Consider the following 26,108-nt stretch of genomic DNA (forward strand, 5'->3'; position numbering starts at 1 on the left):
CGCCGGTCAACTCGATTGAACGGCTCGCGGCACGCCGAGCGGCCGCCCCTCAGAACCGGCCGCTGAGCGCCGCGGCGGCGCCCCCGGGCAAGAGGACCCCATGCACGGCGGCGGCGGGGGGCGCGGCGGCGTCGGGGCGGCGCAGCAGGAGCGTGGCCACGGCGCCGCCGAGCGCCGCCACGCCGACGCCGAACGCGATGTTCGCGGCGAGGACCTTGGTCCGCACGGCGTCGACGTCCGCCTCGGCGCAGCGCGGCGCGCAGGTCGTCCGCAGGCGCTCGGCGTCGGTGCGCGCGCTCAGGCCGAGCGCTGCGTAGGCGACCCCGCCGGCGACCGCGGCGCCGCCGAGCGCGATGGGCAGGAAGAGCGCGCTCGCGGGCGACGACGCGGCTCCGTCCTCGCGGGGCGCGATCGCGCCCGCTCCCGGCGTGGCCGCGCCGCTGCCCGGCGCGGCGGAGCGGGCGAGCCGGGCCGAGACGCGGCGCAGCTTCTCGCCCTCGCGCACCACGAGCCGCAGCTCCACGGGAGCGCTGCCCGCGCGCTCGAAGCGGAGCACGCGCTCGCCCGGGTCGACCTCGACGGCCTTGCCGTCCAGCCGCGCGGCGAGGGGCGCGCCGTCGATCGTCAGCCGCACGTCGGCCACGTCGTGGCCCTGCTCGTCCTGGGCGCTCACGATCAGCGTCGGCACGCGCGAGGTGACGTCGGAGAGCCAGCCCGCGCAGTCCGACTGGACGAGGTCGGGACAGGCGGCGCCGCCGCACGCGATGAAGCGCGCCCGCGCCTCGCGCAGCCGGCCTTCGTCGCGCAGACGCTGGCCTTCCTCGGAGGCCGTGAAGCATGCCTCGGCGTCGCCGGCCAGGGCGCGGGCCGGGTGGAGGCACGCGAGGGCCGAGAGGGCGGCGGCGGCGACGAGGGAGCGGCGAGGGGTGCGCTGGTTCATCCGGCCTCCGTCAGAAGCATTCGCGCTTGTAGCGCTTGTGGCCCTGTCCATCGATGACGAACGGTGGATTGCACCCGTCGCGCGCCGGCTCGCGGCGCGGCGGCCGGCGCGGGCCGGGGCGGGCGGCCGGCGCGGCCCGCGCGGCGGGTGCGGCCTGCGCGGCCTGCGCGGTCGACGCGGCCGACGCGGCCTGCGCGGCCGGCGCGCTCGCCGTGCCCGGCTCGGCTGACGTGCCCGGCTCGGCTGACGTGCCCGGCTCGGCTGACGTGCCCGGCGCCACGACCGCGGCCCGCGCCCCCGGCACGCCCGTGCTGGCACCGCCGGCCACGGACGGCGCCTGACGCGCGAGCGCATCCGGCCGCGCCGCGCCGCGCGCCCGCGCCGCCGCCGCCGCCGCGACGCCGGCCTTCGCGCGCATGCGCAGCGGCGCCTCGGCGCGCGCGAGGCCGATCGCCGCCGCCGCGATGGCGAGCAGCGCGCCCGTCGCCGCGACCGCGCCCCAGCGCCGCCGGCTCGCGGCCTGCGGTGCGCTCGGCGCGGCGGCCTCCGCCGGGCCCGCGGCGGCCTCCGCCGGGCCTGCGGCGGCCTCCGCCGGGCCGGTCCCGAGCTCCGGCGCCGCGCTCGGGGTGGACGCCCTCGGCTCGATCGCGGCGATCAGCGCCGCGCGCTGCGCCAGCGGCTCGCCCGCGAGCGAGGCCACCCACCCGCCCACCTCCGAGGTCGACGCCGCGAGGCCGGTCGCCTCCAGCGCGAGCGCCATCGCGCGCGCCGTCGGGAACCGGTCCTCGGGGCCGTGCGCGAGCGCGCGCAGCGTGATCGCCTCCAGCTCCGGCGGCACCCCGGGCCGGCGGGCGCTCGGCGGATCCACGCCCGCCTGCAGCAGCCGCAGGATGGAGAGCGCCTCGCCCCGCCCCTCGAACAGGCGCTCGCCCGTCAGCGTCTCCCACAGCACCACCCCGGCCGAGTACACGTCCGCGCGCCTGTCGAGCGGCTCGCCCGCGATCTGCTCGGGCGACATGTACGCGAGCTTCCCTTTGATCTGCCCATCACGCGTGATCTCCGCGCGCCCGGCCGACTTGGCCACGCCGAAGTCGAGCACGCGCGTCACCCCGTCCTCGCCGACGAGCAGGTTGTGCGGCGACACGTCGCGGTGCACGAGGCCGAGCGGGGCGCCGTCCTCGGTGGTGGCCTCGTGCGCCGCGTGCAGCCCGTGGAGCGCGCCGGCGAGCACCGCGCACGTGATGCGCGGCGGGGGCGCGCCGCCGTCCCTCGTCGCCGCGCGGAGCAGGCGCGCCAGCGACTCGCCGTGCACGTACTCCATCACGAGCAGCACCTCGCCCCCGCTCGACACGACGTCGATCGTCGAGACGACGTTCGGGTGCCGGATGCGGGCCGCCACGCGCGCCTCGTCGAGCAGCATGGCCACGAGCTCGGGATCCCGGACGAACTGCGGGTAGAGCCGCTTGACCGCGACGGTCCGCCGGAACCCGGCCGCGCCGTGCTGGCGGCCGAGATGCACCGTCGCCATCCCGCCGGCCCCGATCTCGTCGAAGAGCAAGTAGCGGACGACAGCCGACGCGCCGCCCTGGGCCCGCAACATCGACGCGACGATACCACGCCCGAGGCGGAGGCCGCGGCGACATGTCAGGTCGAGCGCCGCGCGCGCCGCATCTTCAGGTGGAACGCCGCGCGCGCAGGATCTGGAAGTACCGCCGCGCGATGCCCGACGCGGCCGCCGCGCTCCGGACATTGCCCCCGTGCTGCGCGAGGACGCGCTGCACGTAGCGCCGCTCGAAGTGCTCGACGATCCGCTCCCGCGCGCGCGGCAAGGGCAGGTCGAGCGCGAGGATCTCCTCGATGATGTCGTCCGATGTCGCAGGCTCGGCGCCCTCGCCGGCCCCGGCGCCCGCGGCCGACGCCGGGGGCACGGGCGTGGACGGCGGCATCGCCGCGGAGGCGGGCCCGCCCGGCTGGGCCGTCGACGCGGGCCCGCCCGCCTGGGCCGGCTGGGGCGTCGACGCGGGCCCGGCCGACGAGGCCGGCGCGCCCGCCGACGTCAGCCCGGCCCGGGTGGTCTCGATCGGCGCGGCCTCGCCGAGCGCCACGCGGCGCGCCACCGCGTTGTAGAGCTCGCGCACGTTGCCCGGCCAGTCGTAGTCCTCCAGCCGCTCGCTGAACCCCTGCGGGAACGGCGCCCCGCGATCCGCGAGCTGCCGCCAGAGGTGGTGCGCGAGCACCGTCACGTCGCCGCGCCGCTTGCGCAGCGGCGGCAGCTCGATCCGGGCCACCGCGAGCCGGAAGAACAGATCGTCCCGGAACCGGCCCGCCTGGATCTCGCGCTCCAGATCGCGCCGCGTCGCCGCGAGCACCCGGATGTCGACGCGGATCCACCGGTTCGAGCCGACGCGCTGCACCTCCGATCGCTGGATGGCGCGCAGGAGCTTGGCCTGCAGGGCGAGATCGAGATCGCCGATCTCGTCGAGCAGCAGCGTGCCGCCGTGCGCCTCCTCGAAGACGCCGCGGCGGGCCTCGTTCGCGCCGGTGAAGGCGCCGCGCTCGTGACCGAAGAGCGCCGACTCCACGAGCGTCGGCGGCACCGCTGTGCAGTCGAACACGACGAACGGCCCGGCCGCCCGCACCCCCTGCTCGTGGATCGCCTCCGCGAGCACCTCCTTGCCGGTCCCCGTCTCCCCCTCGATGACGACAGGGACGCTCGAGGCCGCGAGTCGCTCGCACAGCGGATAGAGCCGCCGCATCTCCTCGCTGGCGCCGACGAGCTTGCCGAAGCGCACGGCGCGCGACAGCTCCGCCGCCTGCGTCACGCCGAGCGCCTCGACGCGGAGCACCGTCTCGCCGATCCTGACGAGCTCGCTGCCCTGGAGGTATGCGTCGCCGACGCGGATCCCCTGGACGAAGGTGCCGTTTGTCGAGCCGAGATCTGTGACGCGCAGGCGGGCGCCGGCGAGCTCGAAGGCGGCGTGGCGGCGCGAGACGAGCCGGTCGGTCAGCGGGATGTCGCAGGCGGGGCTCGTGCCGGCGAGCACACGCGCGGGCAGCCCCGGCGCCACGGTGAACCGGAGGCCCTCGTCCGGGCCCGCCATGACGGAGAGGGCGAAGCTCTCGGCCGCGGCCGCGGCGGGGCGCATCGGCCCCGGCAGGAGCTCGGTGGCTGCGGCGTCGTCGTCGTTCCACGGGGGCATCCCCCTATCTCATCAGGCATCCGCGCCGGCGTCACGCGGCGCCGCGGCGTGATCGTTCACATGCCGGCGAGGCGGGGCCCCGAGCGCAACGCGATCTCGCCGGGGTGTTACCGATCGTAACGCCACATCGTGGCATCGAGATCAGCCGCGCGTCTCCCGGGAATTAAACATGTAGTCGCTTGAGCCCCGTTGTGGCACCGTGGGCGGCGAGTGTAAGTGTCATAGCATTGGATGAGGATCATGCGGAAAATTCTTTACGCACTTCTGTTTCTATCGATCACCGCCTGCGGCGATGATTCGCCCGGAACCGCGGCGACGAGCGGCACGACGACCGGTTCGGGAGGCACGGCGAGCTCCAGCAGCACGGCGGCTTCCGGCAGCACCGGAGTTGGCGGCAACGACGCCGGAGGGGGCGGCTCGACCGCGACCGGGACCGGCGGAGCGGGTGGCGAGGGTGGCGAAGGCGGCGGCGACGGTGGCGACGGCGGCGGCGGCGGCGGCGACGGTGAGAAGCGCTGGGTCGGGACCTGGACGACCGGTCCGCAGCTGACCGAGACGCACAACAACCCGCCCGAGCCGGGCCTCGCCAACAACACCCTGCGTCAGGTCGTGTACACCTCGATTGGAGGCAGCAACGTACGGCTGCTGCTCTCGAACGAGTTCGGCGACGGGCCGGTGACGATGAGCTCCGTGCACATCGCGGACTCGACGACCGCCGATGGCATCAACGCGAGCACCGACAAGGCCCTGAAGTTCATGGGCGCCGATTCGGTGACCATCCCGGCGGGCAAGTTCGTCTTTTCCGATCCGATCGACTACGCGCTCAAGCCCATCAGCAAGCTCGCGGTGACCATCCGGTTCGGCAGCGTCCCGGCCGGCATCACCGGGCACCCGGGCTCACGGACGAACTCGTATATCCAGACCGGCGATGGGGTCTCGTCGCCGACGCTGTCGTCGCCGGTGAGCACCGCTCACTGGTACTACATCACGGGCCTCGACGTCATGGCCGATCCCTCGGCCGCGTCGATCGCCATCCTCGGCGACTCGATCACGGACGGCCGCGGCTCGGTCACGGACGGCAACACGCGCTGGCCGGACTTCCTGTCTCGCCGGCTGCGGGCCAATCCCGGGACCGAGGACGTCGCCGTGCTGAACCTGGGGATCGGCGGGGGCACCGTGCTGGCCGGCGGGCTCGGGCCGACCGCCAAACTGCGCTACCAGCGCGACATCCTGGACCAGCGCGGGGCTCGCTGGGTCATCATTTTCATCGGCGTGAACGACATCGGCAACGATAGCGCGCCGCCCGTCGCCGACGGTCTGATCGCGGCCTATGGCGAGTTCATCGACAAGGCGCACGCGAAAGAGATGCTCGTTTACGGCGTGCCCATCCTGCCGTTCAAAGGCAACGGGTACTACTCCGACGCGCACGAGGCCACCCGTAAGACGGTCAACACCTGGATCCGCACGAGCGACAAGTTCGACGCCGTCATCGATATGGATCCGGCGGTCGTCGACCCCAGCGATCCTACCAAGCTGCAGGATAGCCTCGACTTCGAGGATGATGGGCTGCACCTGAACCCGACTGGCCTGGAGGCGATGGCGGGTGCCGTCGACCTCTCGCTGTTCACAAGCAAGTAAAGCGGAGGCCGAGCGCGGGGGGAGCCCGGTCGGGCGCGCGGAGCTCCGAGCTCCCGCGCGTCCGGCTGAAGACCCCCCGCTCCGCCGGCGGGGAAAGCGCCTCGGCCCTCGCGTGGCGCCACGATCGGTAACACCCGGTGACCTCGCGCTACGATCTGTAACGCAGGAAACCGATCTGCTCCGCCTTGACGCGCTGCGGCGTATTTCCGCACGTGTTCAGCCGTTCCGGTCCTGAGTAGCCTGGGTCGCATGCGCGGAGGACACGACGCGGACGCCGGCGCGATGCGCGAGCTCGCGCCGCTCGTCCGGGAGGCGCTGCGCCGCGGCGTCCACGCGGGCGCGCCCGGGGCGCGGCGCGGGCCCGAGGTGGCGCCGTGAGCCGGATCCTGCTTGTCGAGGACGAGGTGGTCATCCGGACGGAGCTCCGGCGGCTGCTCGCGCGCCACGGGCACGACGTTGTCGAGGCGGGGTCGATCGCCGAGGCCGAGGCGGCCGACGATCTGCGCGCGTTCGATCTGGTGCTCGCCGACGTGCGCCTGCCCGGCGCGCCGGGCACGGAGCTCGTCGGCCGGTGCGGCGGCGCGCCGGTCGTGCTCATGACGAGCTACGCCACCGTGAAGGCGGCGGTCGACGCGGTGAAGCGCGGCGCCGCGGATTACCTCTCGAAGCCGTTCGATCACGCCGAGCTCGTCGCCCTCGTCGAGCACCACCTCGCCGGCGTGCGCTCCGGGCAGAGCGCGCCCGCGGAGAGCGCGGCGCGCCCGTCGTCGCCCGCGCCTTCGTACCCGCCTTCATCCATGCCGCCCGCGTCGGCCTCCATGCCGCCCGCGTCGGCCTCCATGCCGCCCGCGTCGGCCTCCATGCCGCCCGTCCCGGACGACGACGAGCTCGAGGGCATGATCGGCGGCTCGGCGGCCATGCGGGAGGTGTTCGCGCGGGTGCGCAAGGTCGCGCCGAGCGAGGCGACGCTGCTCGTGCTCGGCGAGAGCGGCACCGGCAAGGAGACGCTCGCCCGCGCCGTGCACCGGCTCAGCCCGCGGCGGCAGTTCGCGTTCGTCCGGGTCCACTGCGCGGCCATCCCCGAGGGGCTGATCGAGGGCGAGCTCTTCGGCTACGAGCGCGGCGCCTTCGCGGGCGCGCTCTCGGCGCGCGCGGGGCTCTGCGAGGCCGCGGAGGGCGGGACGCTCCTGCTCGACGAGATCGGCGAGCTGCCGGCGCGGGTCCAGGCGCGGCTCCTCCGCTTCCTGCAGACGGGCGAGGTGCGGCGCGTGGGCGCGACGCAGGCCCGGCGCGTCGATGTGCGCCTCATCGCCGCGACGCACCGGGATCTCGCGGCGATGGTGCGCCAGGGGTCGTTCCTGAGCGATCTCTACTTCCGGCTGCGGGTCCTCGAGATCCGCCTGCCGCCGCTGCGCGAGCGGCCGGGCGACGCGGTGCGCATCGCGGAGTCGCTGCTCACGCGGCGCGCGCGGACGACGGGCCACCTGCCGCTCGCGCTGTCGCCGGAGGCGCGCGCCGTCATCGCGGCGGCCCCCTGGCCGGGCAACGTCCGCGAGCTGGAGAACGCCATCCACCGCTCCATGGTCCTCGCCGAGGGCAGCCAGATCGGCGTGGCCCTGCTCGGGCTCGACGACGCGCCGCAGCCCGCCGCGCCCGCTCCCGCCTCGGCCGCGCACGAGAGCGAGCCCCCGTCCGACTCGCTCGAGGGCTATTTCCGCCGCTTCGTCCTCGAGCACCAGCACGAGCTGACCGAGACGGAGATCGCCCGCCGCCTGGGTATCAGCCGCAAGGCCCTCTGGGAGCGGCGCCAGCGCCTCGGTATCCCTCGGCCGCGCTCCTGAGCCGCCGGTCGACCGCGCCGCGCGACGCGCTGCGAGCCGCGCGTTACCGATCGTAGCGCCGCGCCGCCGGGTGTTACTGGACGTATGAACACAGCGCAATCCCTGTTGCCGCGTGCACGCTGGCCGCGTACAGGCACCCTGATGAATGCCTTGAGCTCAGCATAGGGAAGCGGGAGCGACTCCAGATCATCGCTTGACGCGGGCCGCCGCGCCATGGCCTCCTCGGTGCGAGGGAGGCTGCGATGGCGCTCGTTCTGCGACGCGTTCTCCGGGCGTGGATCCCGCTCTTCATGTTTCTCGCTTGCGTGCTCGCGCAGGGGGGATGCCAGTGTGTGCGCGGCGACCCGCCCATGGATCCGTCTCATGGCCTCATTGCCTGCCGGACCCAGCGCGCGCATGGCCCTGCCACGTCCCGCCCCACGCCCGAGGTCGAGACCGTCGCCGCCGGCACCCTGCCGGGGACGTTCTCGATCACGAGCACCGGCGAGGCCGTGTACACCATGGAGTTGGCTACCGTGCCCTCCCGCGCGGGCATGGGACCTCGGCTCCAACTCGCCTATCGCAGCGATGGCGGCGACGGCGTACTCGGCGCCGGCTTCTCCATCGCAGGGCTCTCCGCGATCACGCGATGTCCGAAGAGCCTCGCGCAGGACGGCGAGATCCGCGGCGTGCGGTACGACGGTGATGACCAGGTCTGCCTCGACGGCCAGCGCCTCGTCCCCGTGGGAGAGGGACCGGGAACCATCGAGTACCGGACGTTCCCGGAGACCTTCGTCAAGGTGGTCGGGCACTACCCTCCGGAGGGCGGTGCGCCCGCCGAAGCGCTCTTCTTCGAGGCCTACCTGCCGAATGGCCGCGTCGTCGAGTACGGGCGCACCGAGGGCAGCAAGCCGTTCGCGCGGGGTGGCGTCCCGCGCGCGTGGCTCGCGGAAAAGGTCCGTGACGGCCGGGGCAACGCCATGACGTACGCATATTGCCTCGCCGAGGCCGAGACCGAGACCGAGGACGGCCATGCCGCCGAGTACGCGGTGGATGAGATCCGCTACACGGGCTTCGAGGGCACGCCGTCGCTCGCGCCTTCCCGGGCGGTGCGCTTCGTGTATGGCACCAAGGACCCGGCCGCTATTCGTACGGGCTACTCGGGCGGCATGGCGCTCCAGCGCTCGCTTCGCCTGGAGGAGATCCAGATGCTCGGTCCGGGCGACGCGCTGGTCCGGAGCTACGGATTCCGCTACGAGCTCAGCCCGACGACGACCCGGACGCTGTTGACTGAGGTCGAGGAGTGCGCGAGCGATCGGGTCTGCAAGCCTCCCACCCGCTTTCAGTACAGTCATGGGAAGCCGGGATTCAAGCGGCTGACGACGGATGTCGACAAGCCAGTCTCCGAGCTGGCGAGCCCGATGGTGTTCGACATCGACGCCGACGGGCTCGACGATCTGGTGATTCCGGACATGGTCGCGGGGCTCAGCACGCCGTCGAATCCGATCACCGCGTGGCGGGTGGCGCGAAACCTAGGACCGCGCAGCTCACCGACCTACCTCGCACCGGCGGAGCTCGCCTTCCTCGAGGATTGGCTGTTCGTCGCCGATCCGGCTGGTCCCTCCGACCCGGCCCTTCTCCAGCCCGAGCTCGGGACGGTCCTGGACTTCGACGACGATGGGCGGAGGGACGTCTTGCTTCACGATGCCTACGATGCCAAGACCACGTGGCATGTGCTCCTGTCCCGGCCGGACCGGACCTTCGCGCTTCATGACACGGGGATCCGCCGGCCGTTCCCGCTCGGGGTCACGCCCGCGCCGCCGAGCCTGAGCAGCCCCGGCGGCTCGATGCACCTCGCCGACCTGGACGGCGATGGCATGTCGGATCTCCTCCAGTGCGAGGACCACGACCGACTGGGGCAATCGCCGATTCCGGCCTCTTCCGTGTGGACCGTCCACCTCTGGCGGCCTGTGCGCGGCGCGACGCCCGCGGGCTTCGACCCCACGGGCGAATCGATCGAGCTGCTCACCGGGTATCCCTGCGATACGGAGCTGCACACGCTCGACGTCGACGCCGACAGCAAGATCGATCTCCTCGTGCCGTCCCTGCGGCGGTTCGGTGACGGGACGGTCCTCCTCGGAGAGAGCTACGACGCGATCATGCGCCGGGGCAACGGGCGCTGGGAGGTGATCGACACCGAGCTCCCTGTCGTGTGGGGCGGGGGTCGCGTCGTCTTTCTCGACGTGAATGGCGATGGCCTACCCGATGCCGTCGAATCCGGCTTCAGCCACCACGAGCTCATCACCTATCTCAACACCGGACCGACGTTCGTGGCCTCGTCGTTCCGGACCGTGAGCGCGTTCAGCTTCGGTGATTTGCTGGGTTTGTCGGATCAAGACGCGTTCTTCCGGTTCGCCGTGCCGCTCGACTTCAACGGCGACGGGCGGCAGGATCTCCTCATGCCCGTGCCACCAGGCATGCTGCTGGGCGGCTCCGACGCGCTCCCATCCTGGGCCGTCCTGCAGGCAACCGGCGACCGCGCGGGGCCGCCGTTCAAGCTCGTCGATGCAGGCGTGCCGTTCGCGGCCAGCCTCGGCGATGCCGTCACGCTGGCCGATCCACACGGGGCGCGCACCGGCGACGTCAATGGGGACGGCGCCCAGGACGTGATCCTGCCGCTTGGCGGCGTATTCAACATCTTCCAGAACCTCTCGGCCGATCAGGATCTCCTCGTCGCGGTCTCCGACGGGATGAACGCGCACGACCCGACCGAGCCGGACTTCGTGCCCAACGTGAGCATTTCGTACGGCCACCTGCGCGATGCGTCGGTCACGAGCGGAGGCGCAGCGGAGGATCCGTCGCGGGAGAGCGCGCTCTACCTCGCCCGCTCCGGCGCGGCGGACGACTGCGGCTATCCGCGGCGCTGCGTCGTCGGGCCTCGTCGGGTGGTCAGCGCGTACGCCCTCAATAGCGGCGCGGATCGACCGCGGCGCTTCGAGGTCAGCTACCGGGACGGGCGCTACCACCGGCTGGGCCGGGGATTTCTCGGGTTCGGGGAGCGGATCGTCACCGATCTGGATACGGGCGCCGCGAGGATCGACGTCTACGACCATGTCACCTTTGACGACGAGCTGCAGGTCTTCCCCTTCGCAGGGCACGTCCGACGGACGTGGCGCTGGGCTCCTGGGCTGCCGAGTCAGCCCAGCCCGGAGCAGATCGAGCTCTCGTTCCTCGACGTGAAGCGGACGGTCGTTCCGACGAACGACGGCGCGACGTACTTCACGCTGCCGACCGAGCGCCGGATGAGGCGAGCGCAAGGGGTCTATCCTCCCCCGAGCGGCGCGACGCCCTCGATCGAGACGTACGTGCGTCAGGTCGAGGGCGGCGGCGACGGCGCGATGCTGCTGCGCGACTCGATGTCGAAGGTGGCGGAGTTCGACGAGTTCGGGAACGTGCGCGCCGAGGAGGCCTCGACGAGCGGCGTCGACCTCACGCTCAACGTCACGCGGACGTTCAAGAACGACACCGAGCGCTGGGTCCTCGGCCAGCTCGAGACGCAGGAGGAGTGCAGCGCGGCGGCGGGGCTGTCGCAGTGCCGGACCCTCACGCGGACCACGACGATCTACGGCGAGGTCGATACCGAGTCGACCGAGAGCGACGACGGCCTGCCCGACACGAAGCTGTCGCTCACCTACACGCACGATGACTTCGGGAACATCACCGGCGTCACGGCGGAGGACGCCTTCGGCCACAAGCGGACATCCACCACGGAGCTCGACGAGGAGGGCCTGTTCCCCGAGAAGTACGTGAACGCGGCCGAGCACACGACGATCGTGGAGTACGACGACGCGCTCGGCGTGCTCCTCAAGCGGGTCGATCCGAATCAGCTCGTCACGGAGTGGAAGTACGACGGCTTCGGGCGCCTCGGCATCGAGACGCGCCCGGACGGCACCACGACGACGGTCACGCTCTCGCGCACAAAGGACGGCGGCCCGAGCCAGGATGCCTGGCGCGTGATGCAGCAGAGCACGACGACCGGCGGCTCCGACGACACGGTGGAGTACGACAGCCTCGGCCGCCCGATCCGGTCGTGGTGGTACGGGCCCGAGCCGGAACCGTCGCAGGGCTGGGGTGAGGCGAAGCGCATCCTGCAAGAGATCGGCTACGATGCGCTGGGCGAGCACATCGCGCGGCGCTCGGTGCCGGTCAGCGAGGATACGCCCGAGCGCGAGCGGCTGTACGACCGCTACGAGCACGACGCCGTGGGCCGCGAAGTGCGCCATACGACGCCGTGGAATGCGGTCACGACGGCCGAGTACGATGGCTTGCTCGCGCGTCACCGACCCGCTCGATCACGTGACCGTGACCGAGCAGGATCCGCTGGGGCGAACCGAGGCCATCACCGATGCGGCCGGCGGGATCACCCGCTATGGTTACGGCCCGTTCGGCATGCTGCACACGGTCACCGATCCAGGCGGCGCGGTGACGCGCACGACGCGCGACGCGTTCGGCCGCGTCCGGCAGCTCGACGACCCCGATCGGGGCACGACGGTCTCGGTCCACGACGGCTTCGGCGAGCCGATGTCACAGGCCGATGCGCTCGGACGCGAGATCACGTGGACGTACGACGCGCTCGGCCGACCCGACACGCGCGTGGACCAGCACGGCGCCGAGCTTCTGACGACGAAGTGGACCTGGGACACCGCCGCGCACGGGCTCGGCAAGCTCCACAGGCTCGCGAGCCCCGATGGCGACAAGACGTACGAGTACACCCGCTTCAGCCAGACCGAGACGATCACGCTCCGCATCGATGGAGAGGGCGCTCCCCTGGAAGCCAAGCTGGGCTACGACGATCTCGGCCGGATCGATACGGTGACGTATCCTGCGCCTTCCGGCGCGGCGTCGTTCGTCGTGGCCCACGACCACGACCCGCATGGCCATGTGCTCGCCGTGCGCGACAGCCAGACGAACGCCGCGTACTGGCGCTTGACGGACGTGGACAGCGCGGGGCGCTTCCGGGAGGAGGTGTTCGGCAATGGCGCGGTCACGGAGCGGAGCTACCTCGCCGACAAGCAGCGCCTGAGGCACATGGTGACGCAGAGCGGCGCGGGCGAGGTGCAAGACCTGGACTATGGTTACGACGATCGCCTGAATCTCACCCACCGCACCGACGCGCTCCAGCCTCAGAACACGACGGAGCGCTTCCGGTACGATGCGATCCACCGGCTGACCTGCGCGTACTTCGGCGAGGTGGAGAGCGCGTCGGCGCCCTGCGCGCTCCGCTACGACTACGCGCCGAACGGCAATCTCACCTTCAAGTCGGACGTCGGAACGCTTCTTTACGACGACCCGGTGCACCCGCACGCGGTCACAAGCGCGGGAACGGACAGCTTCTCTTATGACGCGCTCGGCAATCAGAGCGCGCGCCCCGGCGGCACGACGGTGCGCTATACGCCGTTCGACCTCCCGGCGCGCATCACGCAGGGCACGAGCACCGTCACGTTCGCCTACGACGGCGACCAGCAGCGGATCCGCAAGACCACGCCGGACAAGGAGACGCTCCACTTCGGCGATCTGTACGAGCGGGTCACCGAGGCGGCGTCGGGCACGGTAGAGCATCGGTACCACGTCCACTCGCCGGAGCGCGTGGTGGCGATCGTGACCCGGGGAGGCCCGGACGACGGCACGCGCTACGTGCATGTCGATCACCTCGGCTCCGTCGATGCGCTCACCGACGAGGACGGCGACGTGATCGAGCGGCGGAGCTACGACCCGTTCGGGCAGCGGAGAAACCCCGTGTGGGGAGAGCGCCCGCCGGCGTCGTTCTCCAGCGAGACGACGCAGGGGTTCACGGGGCACGAGAGCGACGACGAGCTCGGGCTCGTGAACCTGAAGGGCAGGATCTACGATCCCAGGATCGGGCGGTTCTTGACCACGGACCCGATCGTTTCGATTCCGTCCTTCGGGCAGAGCTGGAATCCGTACAGCTACGTGCTGAACAACCCGCTCGCGTACGTCGACCCGAGCGGCTTTCAGGGAGCGCTCCCGGAGGATGGGGCTCGCTCACCGCTGCCGGCCGGCGCGGAGTTCAGTTTGGAAGTGCTCGACCTGTCGCCGATCGGACTCGAGCTGATCGTCGTCCCGTCCTCGGAGCACGAGGCGCGCGCCGACGCCGATATCAACACCATGGCTGCCGAGGCGGGCGGCGCCGTGGCGCCGAACGACGTCAGCGTGGTTGGGACCAGCTCGGGCTTCGTGCCCGAGCCGGCGCTGTCGTCGGCGGAGGCCACGAGCCCCGCCAGCCTGGTCGGCGACACCTTGCTCGGCGCTGCCGAGGGGACGGGCGAGCTGGCGGTCGGCCTCGCGCAATCGCTGGTCCTGAATACGATGACGCTCGGCGGTTACGGCACCTACGCGCTCGGCCGCGCGATGTGGGACGGCTACCAGGAAGGCGGCTTCCTCGGCGCGGTCAACGCCGTCAACCCGCTCTACGAGATTGGGCGCAACGGGGCCGATACGGCGCTCGCCATTGACCGGGGCGACTACCGAGCCGCGGGGGCGGCGGGGGTGAAGGCGACCCTCCTCGGCGCGGCCACGGTGTTCGGTATGGGAAGGGGGCTCGGGGCGCTCGCGGAGGGGTCGGCGGCTGCGGCGGGAGCCGCAAGGGGGGCAGCATTCGGTTCTGGGCGGCCGCCCCACGTCGCCGATGTGACGGTCTACCGACGCGGACATGTTACATTCGCCGACACCTTGTCGAGCGGCGGAATGACCGCTGAAGAAGCCGCCCTAGGTTTCCCAAGATCATCGTTGGCGACACATACAGAGGCGCGTGCTGTGCGAATTCCGCTTCAGGCTGGCGACACGATGATCATCCAGGGACAGTACCCCCCTTGCCCCTCATGCAAGGGCGCAATGAGGAACACGGCATCGTCGTCGGGTGCCGAGATCCACTACTTCTGGGAGAATCAGCGCTGGACGGCTGGAGGAAAGTAACATGCGTAGATTCGAAGCGAAAACGCTGGTATCAGCGGAGCATCCAGATATTAATACGTTTGTGGTGATATTAGCTGAGCATGCCGACGGCAGCGGGGCGCGCCTGGAGATTCAGAAGCCCTTATCATCAGACGAGCAGGACCGGCGGCTCGGACTAGATACGTACTGCCTGTGTACGGAGGAAGGAGCGACGCACTACGGCGGCGTCATGTCTTGGACTCTGACACAAAGTTCGCTAAAAATCCTACTCGACGCGAGGGCTGCTGAGGCCCTTGGCGTCGAGGGCGGGTTCGTGGTTGATTTCGCGCCCGAGAGTCGAACGGCTCTCAAGGATGGCCTCGAAAGGGTTCTGAGCTGAGGCACCCGAACGGCTATGACCAGGTGTTCAAGGGAAGATACCCCGGAGAGCGCGATCCTGTACGATCGCTACGACTACGACGCCGTAGGCCGCGAAGTGCGCCATACGACGCCGTGGAACGCGGTCACGACGGCCGAGTACGACGGCTCGCTCGCGCGCGTCACCGACCCGCTCGATCACGTGACCGTGACCGAGCAGGATCCGCTGGGGCGAACCGAGGCCATCACCGATGCGGCCGGCGGGATCACCCGCTATGACGCCGCCTACTGGCGCTTGACGGACGTGGACCGCGCGGGGCGCTTCCGGGAGGAGGTGTTCGGCAACGGCGCCGTCACGGAGCGGAGCTACTTCGCCGACAAGCAGCGCCTGCGGCACATGGTGACGCAAAGCGGTGCGAGGACGGCGACGTGATCGAACGACGGAGCTACGACCCGTTCGGGCAGCGCAGGAACCCCGTCTGGGGAGAGCGCGTGCCTGCGTCGTTCTCCAGCGAGACGACGCAGGGGTTCACGGGGCACGAGAGCGACGACGAGCTCGGGCTCGTGAACCTGAAGGGCAGGATCTACGATCCCAGGATCGGGCGGTTCTTGACCACGGACCCGATCGTGTCGATTCCGGCCTTCGGGCAGAGGTGGAAACCGTACACGTACGTGTTGAACAACCCGCTCGCCTACGTCGACCCGGGCGGCTTTCAGCAAGCGCCCCCGGAGGACGATCGGCATGCGAGACCGTATCGGCGGATCGTGTCCGTGCTCAGAGCGCAAGAGGGACCGCAATTTCCGCTGCCGCTGGTGCGGCGATGTTCGTGGTCGAGAGCCTGGCGCAGCGCGTCCAGGAGGTGTCCGAGGTCACCTGGACGCCCTACATCGGCGCCGGCCTTTCGATTTGATGATCAGAAGGCCGTGATCCGGAGATTGCAGGAGCTGTGAGCCGTGGCGAAGCGCTGACCGTGGTGCATCTCCCTGCCGCCGTTCCACCCGAGAGCCGGGTGGCGGCGGGGCGCCTCGCCGCGCTCGTGGCGGAGCACTCGGCCTTCGTGTGGCGCTCGCTTGTCCGGCTCGGCGTGCCGCGCGCCGACGCGGAAGACGCGGTGCAGCAGGTCTTCCTCGTGGTGGCCCGGAGGCTGGGGGACATCGAGCTCGGCCGGGAGTCGGCGTTCCTGTTCGGCACGGCGCTGCGGGTCGCCTCGCGCGCGCGGAGGACGCAGCAGCGGCGCCGGGAGGTCCTCGAGGAGGAGCCCCGCGACAGCGTCGACCCGGCGCCGGATCCCGAGGAGATGATGGATCGCGCCCGCGCCCGCGCGGCGCTCGATGCGATCCTCGACACGATGCCGCTCGATCTGCGCGCAGTCTTCGTGCTGTTCGAGCTGGAGCAGATGACGATGGCGAATATCGCGGTGATGCTCGAGCTCCCGGCGGGCACGGTCGCCTCCCGCCTTCGCCGCGCGCGCGAGCACTTCCAGGCCGCCGTGCGGCGGCTCGAGGCGCGGGCCCATTTTCGAGGTGAGTGCAATGAGTGATCCTGAGCGCCTCCTGGACCAGAAGGAGAGTGAGCTGCAAACGATGCTCCTCCGCGCGGCGCTCGACGAGAGCCCGCCGATCGGCCTGACCCGGCGTACGCTCGTCGCGCTCGGCGTCACGGCCGCCGCGACGGGCGCGTGCAGCGCGGCAGCGGCGATGGGGGCGGGCAGCGCTGCGGGGGCGGGCGGCGTCGCAGGGGTGGGCGGCGTCGCAGGGGCGGGCGGCGTCGCAGGGGTGGGCGGCGTCGCAGGGGTGGGCGGCGTCGCAGGGGTGGGCGGCGCTGCGGGGGCGGGCAGCGTCGCGGCAGGAGGCGCTGCGGGGGCGGGCGGCGTCGTGGCGGGCGCGGCCTCCGCGCTGAAGCTGGCGGGCCTGGGCGGGCTCTTGAGCGCATTCGGTATCGGCGCGGTAGCGGGGATCCTCACGCTCGGGGTCGTGGAATGGACGAGCGTCGACGCGCCGGAGCCGGCGCCGGCGAACCAGGCTCGGAAAGCGCTCGGCGCGCCGGCATCGCTCGCCGCGCCGCCCGCATCCGGCGCGGCCAGGACGGAGCCGGCGCGCGTCCCGGAGGAGCGCGCGGCCGAGGAGCCGCCCCCGCCCGCCGCCGCGGCGGCGGGCAGCCCCCGGGCGCGCGAGAGGAGCGCGCGGACCCTGGCCTCCGAGCTCTCGTTGCTCGACAAGGCGCGGCGCGCGCTGCGAAGCGGCGATCCGGCGGCCGCCCTCGCGCTGCTGGCGCGCCACGCGCGCGAGTTCGCCGACCCTCAGCTCGCCGACGAGGCCGCCGTGATCCGCGTCGAGGCGCTGGCGAGCAAGGGAGATCGCGCGGGCGCAAACGCGGCGGCGCGGCGCTTCCTCCAGGCGCATCCAGGCAGCCCTCACGCCGATCGTGTCGAATCGGCAGCCGGCATCAACGCGCGCGGCGAGAGCGTGATCCCGAGGAAGAAGCTCGGAGATTGATCGGGCAGGAGGCTCTGTCATGAGGCTCTTTCATGCCCTGACTTCACTCGGCTGTTGTTCGGCGCTCGCGCTGCTCAACGCTGCGTGCGGGATCTCGATCCTGGGCTATGGCGCCGGCAATGACGGAGGCGGCGGCGGCGGCGGTGACCATGGCACCGGCACACGGAGCGGCCCGGGAACCGGAGGCAGCGCAGGCGCTGGCGCGGTGGAGATCTCGGACTGCGAGGCTGGGTACAACGAGATCAGCGATGGAAGAGGCGGTGTGAACGTCGAGCAGGTCTGCCCGCTGCTCGTGGACAGATCGGTCTCGCTCCTGGCCTTCACGTCGGCCATCTATCCGCTGCTGCGCGCGAATTGCTCCAGCTGCCACAGCACCGAGACCCGCGCCACCGCGCCCCTCATCGCCGATGTCGACGCAAAGCTGGCGCACGAATACGCGCTCACGCGCGTGAACTTCAAGCAGCCGGCGGACTCCAAGCTCGTCGTCCGCATGGGCGTCGACCGGCACGCCTGCTTCGGATCGGACTGCATGGATGCGAACCAGCAGATGCTCGAGGCCGTCCAGGCGTGGGCCGCCGCTGTCGCGCCGGGCCTCCCGGAGACACCGCGCCCCGTCCCGATGGACGAGGAGATCTCCGAGACGGACGTGACGGGCTGGATCGAGGCGGACAGAGCCGGGATCCCGGCGGCGGACGCGGAGTTCATCAAGTACGCCTCGCTGCACGAGCTCCACAACGCCGGCGTCTCCGCCGACGAGCTCAACGTGGCTCGCGTGGCGCTGTCGAAGGCGCTGAACTCCACCGCGCGCTGGGCGCCCGAGGTCGCGAACCCGGCGGACATCAACGGCAAGGGCATCGTGTACCGCTTCGATACCCGCGACTACTGGGGCTACAACAAGGGCGTCACAAAGCTCCATTTCGGCGGCTCGGACGACGACGTCTTCTTCGGGTACACGACCGTCAACTACCTGGGCGAGCCGGTCGGCAGCGACGTCACGACGAAGGAGAAATACAGCTACACGGCGGAGGTCGAGCGAGACCCGAGCTTCGCGCGGCTCGTGTGGGGGCGCGTCCTCGCGGGCAACGTCGAGGGCGCCTCGACCGGCGAGCCGCTGCCGCCCTTCGTCGATGGGTTCAAGACGGACTACATCGAGGCCAGCCAGCTTGTGTTCACGCTGACCCGTCCGGACGTGTACAGCGCGATCATGGCCATCCCCTGGTACGCGCAGGATCTCGAGGCCGAGCTCGGCGTGATCAAGGACGAGGGCATGAAGTCCTACGAGTACATGGTGACGAAGGAGGCCCACCCCATCGACTCCCGCATGTACTGGCGCGCCAGGACGACGAGCGGCGGATATTACTGGAAGACGTGGGACGTCTGGACCGGGCAGCTCGCGGACGGCGTGACAACGATCGAGGAAGCGTACGCGACGGGGCAGATCCGATTCCCCTTCTGGGCGCACCCGATCCCGAAGTTCGTCAGCGGGACAGGCGGCGGCGTGCTGGCGGAGACGTTCAGCTTCATCGCGACGCTGGCGCAGCCGTTCAACTCAACACCGCCCGGGTGCGACCCGCAGCCGAGCTACGCCGGCGCGCAGTTCTCCAACTGCCGCTACTACACAGGGACCGAGGGGATGCAGCAGTCCGAGGAGGAGGTCATCTGGGATCTACCGAACGGCTTGCAAGGGTACGCCCTCTGGGGCGGCTTCGGCCAGCGCCGGATCGATTCGATGGTCAACGCCGTGCGAGATCCCCGCCTCCACCGGGGCCTCACGGACGCGAAGCTGGCGAGCGAGATCGGCCATACCATCCCGGACCGCCGCCAGAACGTCGGCAGCTCGTGCATCGGCTGTCACGCGGACGGCGTGAGCCGCGGGGATAACGATCTGCGCGACTGGCTGGACCGCGGAGGCCCGCTCCCGGCCGGGGAGCGCGGGGTCGACCGGTGGATCGACGACGAGCAGACCGTGGCGCAGGTCAGGGAGCTGTACCCCCCCTCCAGCGTGATGAGGCCGAAGATGGAGGACGACCGTCGCGGCTTCCTGGCGGCGATGGCGAAGATCAAGCGCGACATGATCCTGGGCGAGGACAAGAACGTGTACGTGGAGCCCGCCATCTGGACCATCGAATGGGCGCAGGGCTTCTACCGCTACCCGGTCACCACGTCGAACTGACGTCGCTCGCCTGTCGCTCTCCCGTCGCCCAGGGTCAGCCTGGCGGGAGCAGGGCGAGCAGCGCCCTGGCGGTGACCTTCTTGTCGAAGACGAGCACGCTCCGGATGAGCCTCGGGCTCCCCGTGATCTTCTCGCCCAGCGCCTCGCCCGGAAGTTCGAGCCGGCAGGCCATGAGGCGCTGCCTGTACCGGGAGAGGAGCGCGTCGCAGTCGCGATAGAAGCGGGTGCTGCCGTCGTTCGCGAGAAAGAGGAGGCGAGAGGCGCGGGCGTTCTGCGGATTCTCCGGGGCCTTCCTGGCCAGCGCATCCAGCCCTTTCTGCTCGCTCGCGAGCTTGTCGGCGATGAGCTCGAGGCCGTGGCAGGCGTGCTCGGCCAGGAGCGCGTGGCGAAGCTCGGTGGCCAGCGCCTCGGTCATCGGGAGGCTCGCCACCCGGTTTCGACCGCTCTCCCACAGCAAACCTGCATGCTTCGTGAGGAGGGTGGACACCGCGTCGTGGCGCGGATCGGCGACGAGATCTTTCGGCAGCTTGAGCACAGGCACCTCGACGCGTACGCTACCAGACCGGGCGCCGGCTGACGACCACCGCACCGGCGTGCTTCCCCGAGCCGCCCGCCGGGCGCGCCCCGCGCCCCGCGAGCCGCTCGAGGCGGTGCGCTCGGCATTTCAGGGGCCGACCGCGATGATCCTCCGTGGCAGGCGGGTAAACACCCTGCCGGCGCCGCGCGCGCAGGCGTGGCATGCTCAGCCGCCGAGGGAGCGCCATGCGACGATTCGCCATCTCCAGCTTGCTGGTAACGTGCCTGTCGAGCTGTACGTCCGCGCCGCCGTCCACGCCGGGTGAGGGGCATGCCGAGGAGCCTTTTCCCGCCGCGGCGTCGTGTCCGAGCGAGAAGCTCGCATTCACCAGGGACACGGGGTGCGTGAACGATGGATCCGTGGAGTTTTGCTTGCCGACGGGCGACGAGGCGCTCCTCGCCCGCGTGCGGGACATCGCGCCCACGATCCAGGCGGGCTCGTCGCGAGGGCGCGCCGGGTGCGATGTGCCCGCCGAGACGCTGTACCTCTTCCCCACGGGAGATGCCGAGTGCGTCGCGCACCATGGCGCGCTCTCGGACGCGGCGTGGGACCAGGTCTGCCGCATCGCCGCGCTGCCCGAGGTGCGGGCGATCGTGCCGACGTGGTACGAGTGAGCGCGGGCGGGGGCTGCTGCGCTCCCTCGTTTGCCGGGCGGCGCGGACGCGCGGATTGCTGTAGAACGACGGCTCGAATGACGCCGCTGGCTCCCACCCGCCACGAGGTTCGCCGATGAAGTTCGCCTTCGACAACACCTATGCCCGGCTCCCGGACCGCTTCCACGCGCGCGTCTCGCCCGCCAGGGTCCGCGAGCCGCGCCTCGTGAAGGTCAACCGCGCGCTCGCGGAGGTGCTCGGGCTCGACGCCGAGCAGCTCGCTTCGGCGGAGGGGGCGCAGGTGCTCGCGGGCAACGCGCTGCCGGAGGGCGCCGAGCCGATCGCGCTCGCGTACGCGGGGCACCAGTTCGGCAGCTTCGTGGGGCAGCTCGGGGATGGCCGGGCCATCCTGCTCGGCGAGGTCGTCGGCAAGGACGGCAGGCGACGCGACATCCAGCTCAAGGGCGCAGGGCGGACGCCGTTCTCGCGCGGCGGAGACGGGCGCGCCGCCCTCGGGCCCGTGCTGCGCGAGTACGTCGTGAGCGAGGCCATGGCGGCGCTCGGTGTGCCGACGACGCGCGCGCTCGCCGCCGTGACGACGGGCGAGCCGGTCTATCGCGAGGAGGTGCTCCCCGGCGCGGTGCTCACGCGCGTGGCCGCGAGCCACATTCGCGTGGGCACGTTCCAGTTCTTCGCCGCGCGCAATGACCGCGAGGCGCTGGCCACCCTCGCTTCGTACGCGCTCGCCCGGCACTACCCCGAGGCGGTGGGCAGCGGCAACGACGCGCTGGCGCTGCTCGATCGCGTCGTCGAGGCGCAGGCCAACCTCGTCGCGCGCTGGCTCGGCGTCGGCTTCGTGCACGGCGTGATGAACACCGACAACACGTCGATCTCCGGCGAGACCATCGATTACGGGCCGTGCGCGTTCCTCGACGAGTACGATCCTGCGAAGAAGTTCAGCTCGATCGATCGGGGCGGTCGCTACGCCTTCGGGAACCAGCCGCGCATCGCCCAGTGGAACATGTTGCGGCTCGCCGAGGCGCTCTTGCCGCTCCTGGCCGACGACCAGGAGGAGGCCGTCCGCGTGGCGACCGAGCGCGTGGAGCGCTTCACCGGCCTGTTCGTGGAGGCGCACGAGCGCGTCCTGCGCGCCAAGCTGGGGCTCGCGCGCGAGGAAGACGACGACCTCGCGCTCGCCGCCGATCTGCTGGAGCGGCTCGCGTCGAACGGCGTCGATTACACGGTCTTCTTTCGCCGGCTCTGCGCTTCCGCGGCCGACCCCGCCGCCGACGCGCAGGTGGCCTCGCTGTTCGCGGAGCCCGGCGCCTTCCGCGACTGGGCCGAGGGGTGGCGCCGGCGGCTCGCCAGGGAGGACGTCGAGCGCGTCGACGACAGCGCGCGCGCGAGCGCGATGCGGCTCGTCAATCCGGCGTTCATCCCGCGCAATCATCGGATCGAGGCGCTCATCCAGGCTGCCGTTCTCCGGAACGACCTCGAGCCCTTCGAGACGCTCGTGCGGGTGCTCGCGCGACCGTACGAGGATCAGCCGGAGAACGCCCACCTGAGCGAGCCCCCGCAGCCGGACGAGCGCGTGCAGCACACGTTCTGCGGGACGTGACGGCGGATCGCGCGCGGGGGGGCCTCACTCCCTCCGGTCGACGTCTCGGGTGAGGGGGGCCGTCAGTCGGCCACGAAGCCTTTCCATCGCCGCAGGTACCCGGCGAACGTCTCGGAGACGCCGCGCTCGTACAGCTCGGCGCGCGTGAGCGGCGGCCGCCGCGGCTGCCAGGCGGGGTCGGCGATGCGCTGCGGCCAGTCGGGGTTGACGATGGCGGCGCGCCCCAGCGCGACCGCGGTGGCGCCCTTGTCGAGGAGCGCCTCGGCCTCGGCGCGCGTCCAGACGCCGCCGGCGACAACGAGCGGCAGGCTCGCCCCCACCGCCTCGCGGAACAGCGGCAGCGGGTGCGTGTCCGGGCGTTTCTGCGAGGGCTTGCTCCAGTCCCACAGCGAGAGGTGGAGGAAGTCGGCGCCGTCCTCGGCGAGCCAGCGGGCGAGCGTGAGGTTCTCGTCGAGGTCGAGCCCCCTGGCCTGGCCCCAGTCCTCGGGCGACAGGCGCACGCCGACCACGAAGGACGCGGGCACCGCGGCGCGGACCGCCCGGAGGGTCTCGCGCAGGAGACGAGCCCGGCTCTCCCACGCGCCGCCCCAGCGGTCGGTGCGGCGGTTCTGGGTGGCGGAAAGGAACTGGCCGAAGAGGTAGCCGTGGGCGCCGTGCAGCTCGACGCCCGCGAAGCCGGCGGAGAGCGCCCGCACCGCGGCGTCGCGGAAGCGGTCCATTGCGAGGAGGATGTCTTGCTCGGTGGCGGCGCGGGGGACGGGGAGGTCCGGCTCGGCGACGGCGCTGGCGCTCCACGTGGGCACGCCGGACACCTGGGGATTGGCGCGGAGGCCGCCGTGAAAGAGCTGGACGAGGCCCAGGGCGCCGGGGGCGGCGATCTCGGTCGCGAGCCGGCGCAGGCCGGGCAGCAGCCGGTCGGCGAAGACGCCGAGCTCGCCCTGCCAGGCCTTGCCGTCCTCGGCGACGTGGGCGGCGCAGGTCTCGACGACGCCGAAGCCGCCCTGCGCGCGGCAGGAGAGCCAGCGCAGCTCGTCGTCGCCCAGGGAGCCATCGTCGTGGCTTTGCCCGTTCGTGAGCGGTGCGAGCCAGACGCGGTTCCTGGCGGTGAGGCCGTTCGGAAAGGAGAAGGGAGAGAGCAGCGGTGAGGTCACGGGCAGGTGTTTAGCACTCGCCCCGACCGGAGCGCTATCGCCGGCCGGTCTCGCCGACCATCTCACCTCACCAGGCCGGTCTTCCCGTCCGCTGGAGTGAATGGAGAAAGCGTCGCCGATCGGCCTCGGGCGGCAGCGGATCCGAGCCCTGGGCCTCGACGATGAGGATGCAGGTCATGTCGTCGAAATCCACCGACCGAGAGTGTGCCACCGGCGGCGTGCCCTTCACCGCGATCTTGTCCGGCCCGGGCGCGCGAGCCTCCGGCCCGAGCTTTCCGTCACGCCGCGCCAGGCAGCTCGCGGACCATGCGAGCAGTCCAGGGGTTTTTCCGCCCACTGTATGCGTGCGCATCTCCACGTTGTCGGTCGCCTGGGAGCGCACTCGAAAGTCGTTGAAAGGTAGTGGCAACTCCACGGAGAACGAGCCTTCGGTCGACTGGGCGTGGTGCCATCCATCTCCGACCGGCTGTGTGGCCTGCAGCCTGTGCATTGTCATGAGGACGCCCTCGCCGATTTCACGCTCCTCTCCCGGGCCGATGTCGGCCAATCGTCTGGCCACCTCGTCTCTGGAAGGCGCTGCCTGGCCCGTGACCGGTGGAGCGTGCGACGTCGCGACGGCGCTCGTACCGCTGGCCGGGGCGGTCGCGCTCGCGACCGGCGTCTCGTTCGATTGTATGGACGCTCCTCGGCATCCGCAGAGCGCTGCGATCAGCGCGAGAGGCCACCGCCTTCTTTCCGTCGCGCCGTCACCACGCCTCATGGCAAGGCAGCGTACCTTACGGCTGTCCCCGTTTGTCAAGGAGGCCGACGCAGCAGCGCGCGGGCTCCACGCCGTCCGTCGGAGGTGAGCGCGTCCCGCAGCGTTGTCCTGTCGATCGCGGCGGACGGTAGCCGCTCCACGATGCTCGCATCGAATGCGATGGGCCGCCGGTGGACGCCGACTCTCACACATCGTGTCTTTCGCGGAAGCGCGTGGCGAAATGTCGCAGTGGGGCAGGTGTGCAGGTCGCGCGTGGGAGATGACGGCGGGGGATGAGGTGCCGTCATCGGCCGCCGGCGCGCTCGTGCAAACTCCTCGCGTGCGTTTCATCCAGCCAACGCTCAGCTCGAACGCCTGGATCGCGCTTTGCAATTGCGCGGAGCATGAATCAACACGCTGCGCTCGGATTGGGAGTCATGGGTCTCGCGCTGACGCTCGGCTGCGCCGGCGAGACTGGAACGGTCGAGGCGCTCGAAGAGAGCGCCCATGAATTTTCGACGGCGCCGGGGGAGCCGAACCACGAAGAGATCACCGGCACGGCGCTGGCGTTCCTGAAGCCTGCCGTGCTCAAGGCCCTGATCGCCGGCAACGTGTCCACGGACCCCACATTCCTTCTCTTCAATGCCGCCCACTTCGATGACTGCAACTTCAGCGGCGGCGCCGCCTTCGTGGCCGAGTACCAGGCCAGGGCCGTGAAAGCGCTGGGCCCGGGTATCGCGCTGCTGGATGGAGATGCCCTGGCCCTGCTGGCCTTTTCCCGTTCGCTGCACGCGGTGCAGGACTTCTACTCCCACACGAACTGGGTCGAGCTCGGCGGCGACGCCCTCGTGGATCAGTCGCTCACCGCTTTCCCCCGGCTCACGCCGTACGCCGTGATTCCGTCGACGGGCTTCGTCGTCGTGCAGGGCGACAAGCCGAGGCAGACGGCCTTGGTTCGCGACGCGGAGGCCCCGTACCCGGAGTACGCGATCGTGACGGTCCGCCACCGGAGGACGACCGCCTATGGGCTCGTCTCGGGCACGGTCCATTACGAGCCAGGGGACTACTGTCCGGCCCCGGTCGCGATGACGCACGACGAGCTCAGCAAGGACAAGAGCTCGTTGTCGGATCGCACGGCGCAGCATGAGGCGGCGAAGTCGCTCGCGATCCAGCAGACACGCCATGAGTGGTGCCGGCTCAACCAGCTTGTGCACGATGCGTGGGGCGATGCCGGAACCGCGCGCCTCGCGGCGTGGGTAGCCGACCCGAGCGCGGCGCCCGACTGCACAACCGAGTGACCGTCCTCCCAGCCCGTTGCAGATCGGCGACCCGGACCTGCCCCGCAGGCGCATCGTGTCCTCGGTCTCCTGCTGCCGGCCGGAGCAGGAGCACCGCCATGCAGTGGCCGCATGGGCCGCAACGCGGTAGGATTGGTTCGTGAGCACCGACGCCGAGCTCCGTGAGCTTGCAGCCAGGTACGTCTGGTGGCAACCGCCCTCGGTCACCCTCGCCCGCCCGCATCATTTTCTCTGTCAGGTGATGACGCTCGGAACGGCGGAGGACGTGAGGGCCGTGCGGCGCGCGATGGGCGATCGGGCCTTGCTGGACGCGCTGGAGCACGCTCCCCCGGGCGTGATGGACCCGAAGTCCTGGAACTACTGGCACCTCTTCTTCGGCCGCCCACCGCCGCCTCTGCCGGAGCGCCCGCTGCCGTGATGCGCCTTCTGCCCAGGCCGGTGATCTCGCGAGTTTGCCGGACGCTGTGAGACACCTTCTCGTGATGCACGCGACGCGCGACGTCGAAGTTCTACCGCTGCCCAAGGCATCCGAGCGG

At 71.3% G+C, this 26,108-nt stretch carries 19 protein-coding genes and 2 pseudogenes; 15 read left to right on the plus strand and 6 right to left on the minus strand.

Annotation, left to right across the window (positions count from 1 at the left end):
• Positions 1-49 precede the first annotated feature (49 nt).
• From WME75_RS13510 to WME75_RS13520, 3 genes are all read right to left on the minus strand, one after another.
• Complete coding sequence (locus WME75_RS13510; protein WP_437490336.1) at positions 50-940, minus strand: hypothetical protein; 891 nt, start codon at positions 938-940, stop codon at positions 50-52.
• A gap of 10 nt (positions 941-950) precedes the next feature.
• The gene (locus tag WME75_RS13515; RefSeq protein ID WP_437490339.1) at positions 951-2,540 is read right to left on the minus strand and encodes a serine/threonine-protein kinase; all 1,590 of its coding nucleotides are present in this window, start codon (positions 2,538-2,540) and stop codon (positions 951-953) included.
• A gap of 73 nt (positions 2,541-2,613) precedes the next feature.
• Entirely contained in the window at positions 2,614-4,140 is a 1,527-nt protein-coding gene (locus WME75_RS13520; protein ID WP_437490342.1) for a sigma 54-interacting transcriptional regulator, read from the minus strand.
• Between the two features lie 240 nt (positions 4,141-4,380).
• Between WME75_RS13520 and WME75_RS13525 the strand changes: the two genes are divergently transcribed.
• The 11 genes and pseudogenes from WME75_RS13525 to WME75_RS13575 all read left to right on the plus strand — a co-directional run bounded on the left by WME75_RS13525 (position 4,381) and on the right by WME75_RS13575 (position 19,596).
• Positions 4,381-5,778, plus strand: a complete 1,398-nt coding sequence (locus WME75_RS13525; RefSeq protein WP_437490344.1) for an SGNH/GDSL hydrolase family protein — start codon at positions 4,381-4,383, stop codon at positions 5,776-5,778.
• A gap of 249 nt (positions 5,779-6,027) precedes the next feature.
• Complete coding sequence (locus tag WME75_RS13530; RefSeq protein ID WP_437490347.1) at positions 6,028-6,156, plus strand: hypothetical protein; 129 nt, start codon at positions 6,028-6,030, stop codon at positions 6,154-6,156.
• Entirely contained in the window at positions 6,153-7,619 is a 1,467-nt protein-coding gene (locus WME75_RS13535; RefSeq protein WP_437490350.1) for a sigma-54-dependent transcriptional regulator, read from the plus strand. Before WME75_RS13530 ends, WME75_RS13535 begins: the two co-directional genes overlap by 4 nt.
• Positions 7,620-7,861: 242 nt before the next feature.
• A pseudogene (locus WME75_RS13540) lies at positions 7,862-14,274 on the plus strand (RHS repeat-associated core domain-containing protein); the annotation flags it as partial.
• Positions 14,275-14,333: 59 nt separating this feature from the next.
• A pseudogene (locus tag WME75_RS13545) lies at positions 14,334-14,591 on the plus strand (hypothetical protein); the annotation flags it as partial.
• Between the two features lies 1 nt (position 14,592).
• Entirely contained in the window at positions 14,593-14,949 is a 357-nt protein-coding gene (locus tag WME75_RS13550; protein WP_437490353.1) for an Imm10 family immunity protein, read from the plus strand.
• 15 nt (positions 14,950-14,964) lie between these two features.
• On the plus strand, positions 14,965-15,360 hold the full coding sequence (locus WME75_RS13555) for a hypothetical protein (protein ID WP_437490355.1): 396 nt from the start codon (positions 14,965-14,967) through the stop codon (positions 15,358-15,360).
• A complete protein-coding gene (locus WME75_RS13560; protein WP_437490358.1) occupies positions 15,357-15,878 on the plus strand; it encodes an RHS repeat domain-containing protein in 522 nt (173 codons plus the stop codon). Before WME75_RS13555 ends, WME75_RS13560 begins: the two co-directional genes overlap by 4 nt.
• Positions 15,875-16,468 carry an RNA polymerase sigma factor gene (locus tag WME75_RS13565; RefSeq protein ID WP_437490361.1) on the plus strand — a complete coding sequence of 198 codons (594 nt, stop codon included), beginning with the start codon at positions 15,875-15,877 and terminating at the stop codon, positions 16,466-16,468. Before WME75_RS13560 ends, WME75_RS13565 begins: the two co-directional genes overlap by 4 nt.
• Positions 16,461-17,423, plus strand: a complete 963-nt coding sequence (locus WME75_RS13570) for a hypothetical protein (protein ID WP_437490364.1) — start codon at positions 16,461-16,463, stop codon at positions 17,421-17,423. Before WME75_RS13565 ends, WME75_RS13570 begins: the two co-directional genes overlap by 8 nt.
• Before the next feature lie 19 nt (positions 17,424-17,442).
• A complete protein-coding gene (locus tag WME75_RS13575) occupies positions 17,443-19,596 on the plus strand; it encodes a hypothetical protein (protein WP_437490367.1) in 2,154 nt (717 codons plus the stop codon).
• 34 nt (positions 19,597-19,630) lie between these two features.
• Here the strand turns inward: WME75_RS13575 and WME75_RS13580 are convergent, their stop codons facing one another.
• Positions 19,631-20,131: a hypothetical protein gene (locus tag WME75_RS13580; RefSeq protein ID WP_437490370.1), complete on the minus strand. Its 501-nt coding sequence runs from the start codon at positions 20,129-20,131 to the stop codon at positions 19,631-19,633.
• A 401-nt stretch (positions 20,132-20,532) separates the two neighbouring features.
• Between WME75_RS13580 and WME75_RS13585 the strand changes: the two genes are divergently transcribed.
• Together WME75_RS13585 and WME75_RS13590 are read left to right on the plus strand one after the other, a co-directional pair.
• Positions 20,533-20,787: a hypothetical protein gene (locus tag WME75_RS13585; protein WP_437490373.1), complete on the plus strand. Its 255-nt coding sequence runs from the start codon at positions 20,533-20,535 to the stop codon at positions 20,785-20,787.
• A gap of 115 nt (positions 20,788-20,902) precedes the next feature.
• Positions 20,903-22,384: a protein adenylyltransferase SelO gene (locus WME75_RS13590; protein WP_437490375.1), complete on the plus strand. Its 1,482-nt coding sequence runs from the start codon at positions 20,903-20,905 to the stop codon at positions 22,382-22,384.
• A gap of 62 nt (positions 22,385-22,446) precedes the next feature.
• Here WME75_RS13590 and WME75_RS13595 read toward each other — a convergent pair whose 3' ends face one another.
• Together WME75_RS13595 and WME75_RS13600 are read right to left on the minus strand one after the other, a co-directional pair.
• Positions 22,447-23,535: a HisA/HisF-related TIM barrel protein gene (locus tag WME75_RS13595; protein ID WP_437490378.1), complete on the minus strand. Its 1,089-nt coding sequence runs from the start codon at positions 23,533-23,535 to the stop codon at positions 22,447-22,449.
• Between the two features lie 67 nt (positions 23,536-23,602).
• Positions 23,603-24,082, minus strand: coding sequence for a hypothetical protein (locus tag WME75_RS13600; RefSeq protein WP_437490381.1), 480 nt, complete (start codon positions 24,080-24,082; stop codon positions 23,603-23,605).
• Positions 24,083-24,711: 629 nt separating this feature from the next.
• Here WME75_RS13600 and WME75_RS13605 point away from each other — a divergent pair.
• Both WME75_RS13605 and WME75_RS13610 read left to right on the plus strand, forming a co-directional pair.
• Complete coding sequence (locus tag WME75_RS13605) at positions 24,712-25,572, plus strand: hypothetical protein (protein ID WP_437490384.1); 861 nt, start codon at positions 24,712-24,714, stop codon at positions 25,570-25,572.
• A 139-nt stretch (positions 25,573-25,711) separates the two neighbouring features.
• The gene (locus WME75_RS13610; RefSeq protein WP_437490385.1) at positions 25,712-25,990 is read left to right on the plus strand and encodes a hypothetical protein; all 279 of its coding nucleotides are present in this window, start codon (positions 25,712-25,714) and stop codon (positions 25,988-25,990) included.
• The last annotated feature ends 118 nt before the right edge of the window (positions 25,991-26,108 follow it).

It is taken from the genome of Sorangium sp. So ce1014, from assembly GCF_051521505.1.
Taxonomy (GTDB): domain Bacteria; phylum Myxococcota_A; class Polyangia; order Polyangiales; family Polyangiaceae; genus Sorangium.

What these genes read in the sequence shown, in the direction of transcription:
- WME75_RS13570 (WP_437490364.1), top strand. Translation starts at nt 16,461, where the DNA reads ATGAGTGATCCTGAGCGCCTCCTGGACCAGAAGGAGAGTGAGCTGCAA.
- WME75_RS13575 (WP_437490367.1), top strand. Translation starts at nt 17,443, where the DNA reads ATGAGGCTCTTTCATGCCCTGACTTCACTCGGCTGTTGTTCGGCGCTC.
- WME75_RS13510 (WP_437490336.1), bottom strand. Translation starts at nt 940, where the DNA reads ATGAACCAGCGCACCCCTCGCCGCTCCCTCGTCGCCGCCGCCGCCCTC.
- WME75_RS13515 (WP_437490339.1), bottom strand. Translation starts at nt 2,540, where the DNA reads ATGTTGCGGGCCCAGGGCGGCGCGTCGGCTGTCGTCCGCTACTTGCTC.
- WME75_RS13525 (WP_437490344.1), top strand. Translation starts at nt 4,381, where the DNA reads ATGCGGAAAATTCTTTACGCACTTCTGTTTCTATCGATCACCGCCTGC.
- WME75_RS13520 (WP_437490342.1), bottom strand. Translation starts at nt 4,140, where the DNA reads ATGCCCCCGTGGAACGACGACGACGCCGCAGCCACCGAGCTCCTGCCG.
- WME75_RS13550 (WP_437490353.1), top strand. Translation starts at nt 14,593, where the DNA reads ATGCGTAGATTCGAAGCGAAAACGCTGGTATCAGCGGAGCATCCAGAT.
- WME75_RS13530 (WP_437490347.1), top strand. Translation starts at nt 6,028, where the DNA reads ATGCGCGGAGGACACGACGCGGACGCCGGCGCGATGCGCGAGCTCGCG.
- WME75_RS13590 (WP_437490375.1), top strand. Translation starts at nt 20,903, where the DNA reads ATGAAGTTCGCCTTCGACAACACCTATGCCCGGCTCCCGGACCGCTTC.
- WME75_RS13605 (WP_437490384.1), top strand. Translation starts at nt 24,712, where the DNA reads ATGGGTCTCGCGCTGACGCTCGGCTGCGCCGGCGAGACTGGAACGGTC.
- WME75_RS13555 (WP_437490355.1), top strand. Translation starts at nt 14,965, where the DNA reads ATGACCAGGTGTTCAAGGGAAGATACCCCGGAGAGCGCGATCCTGTAC.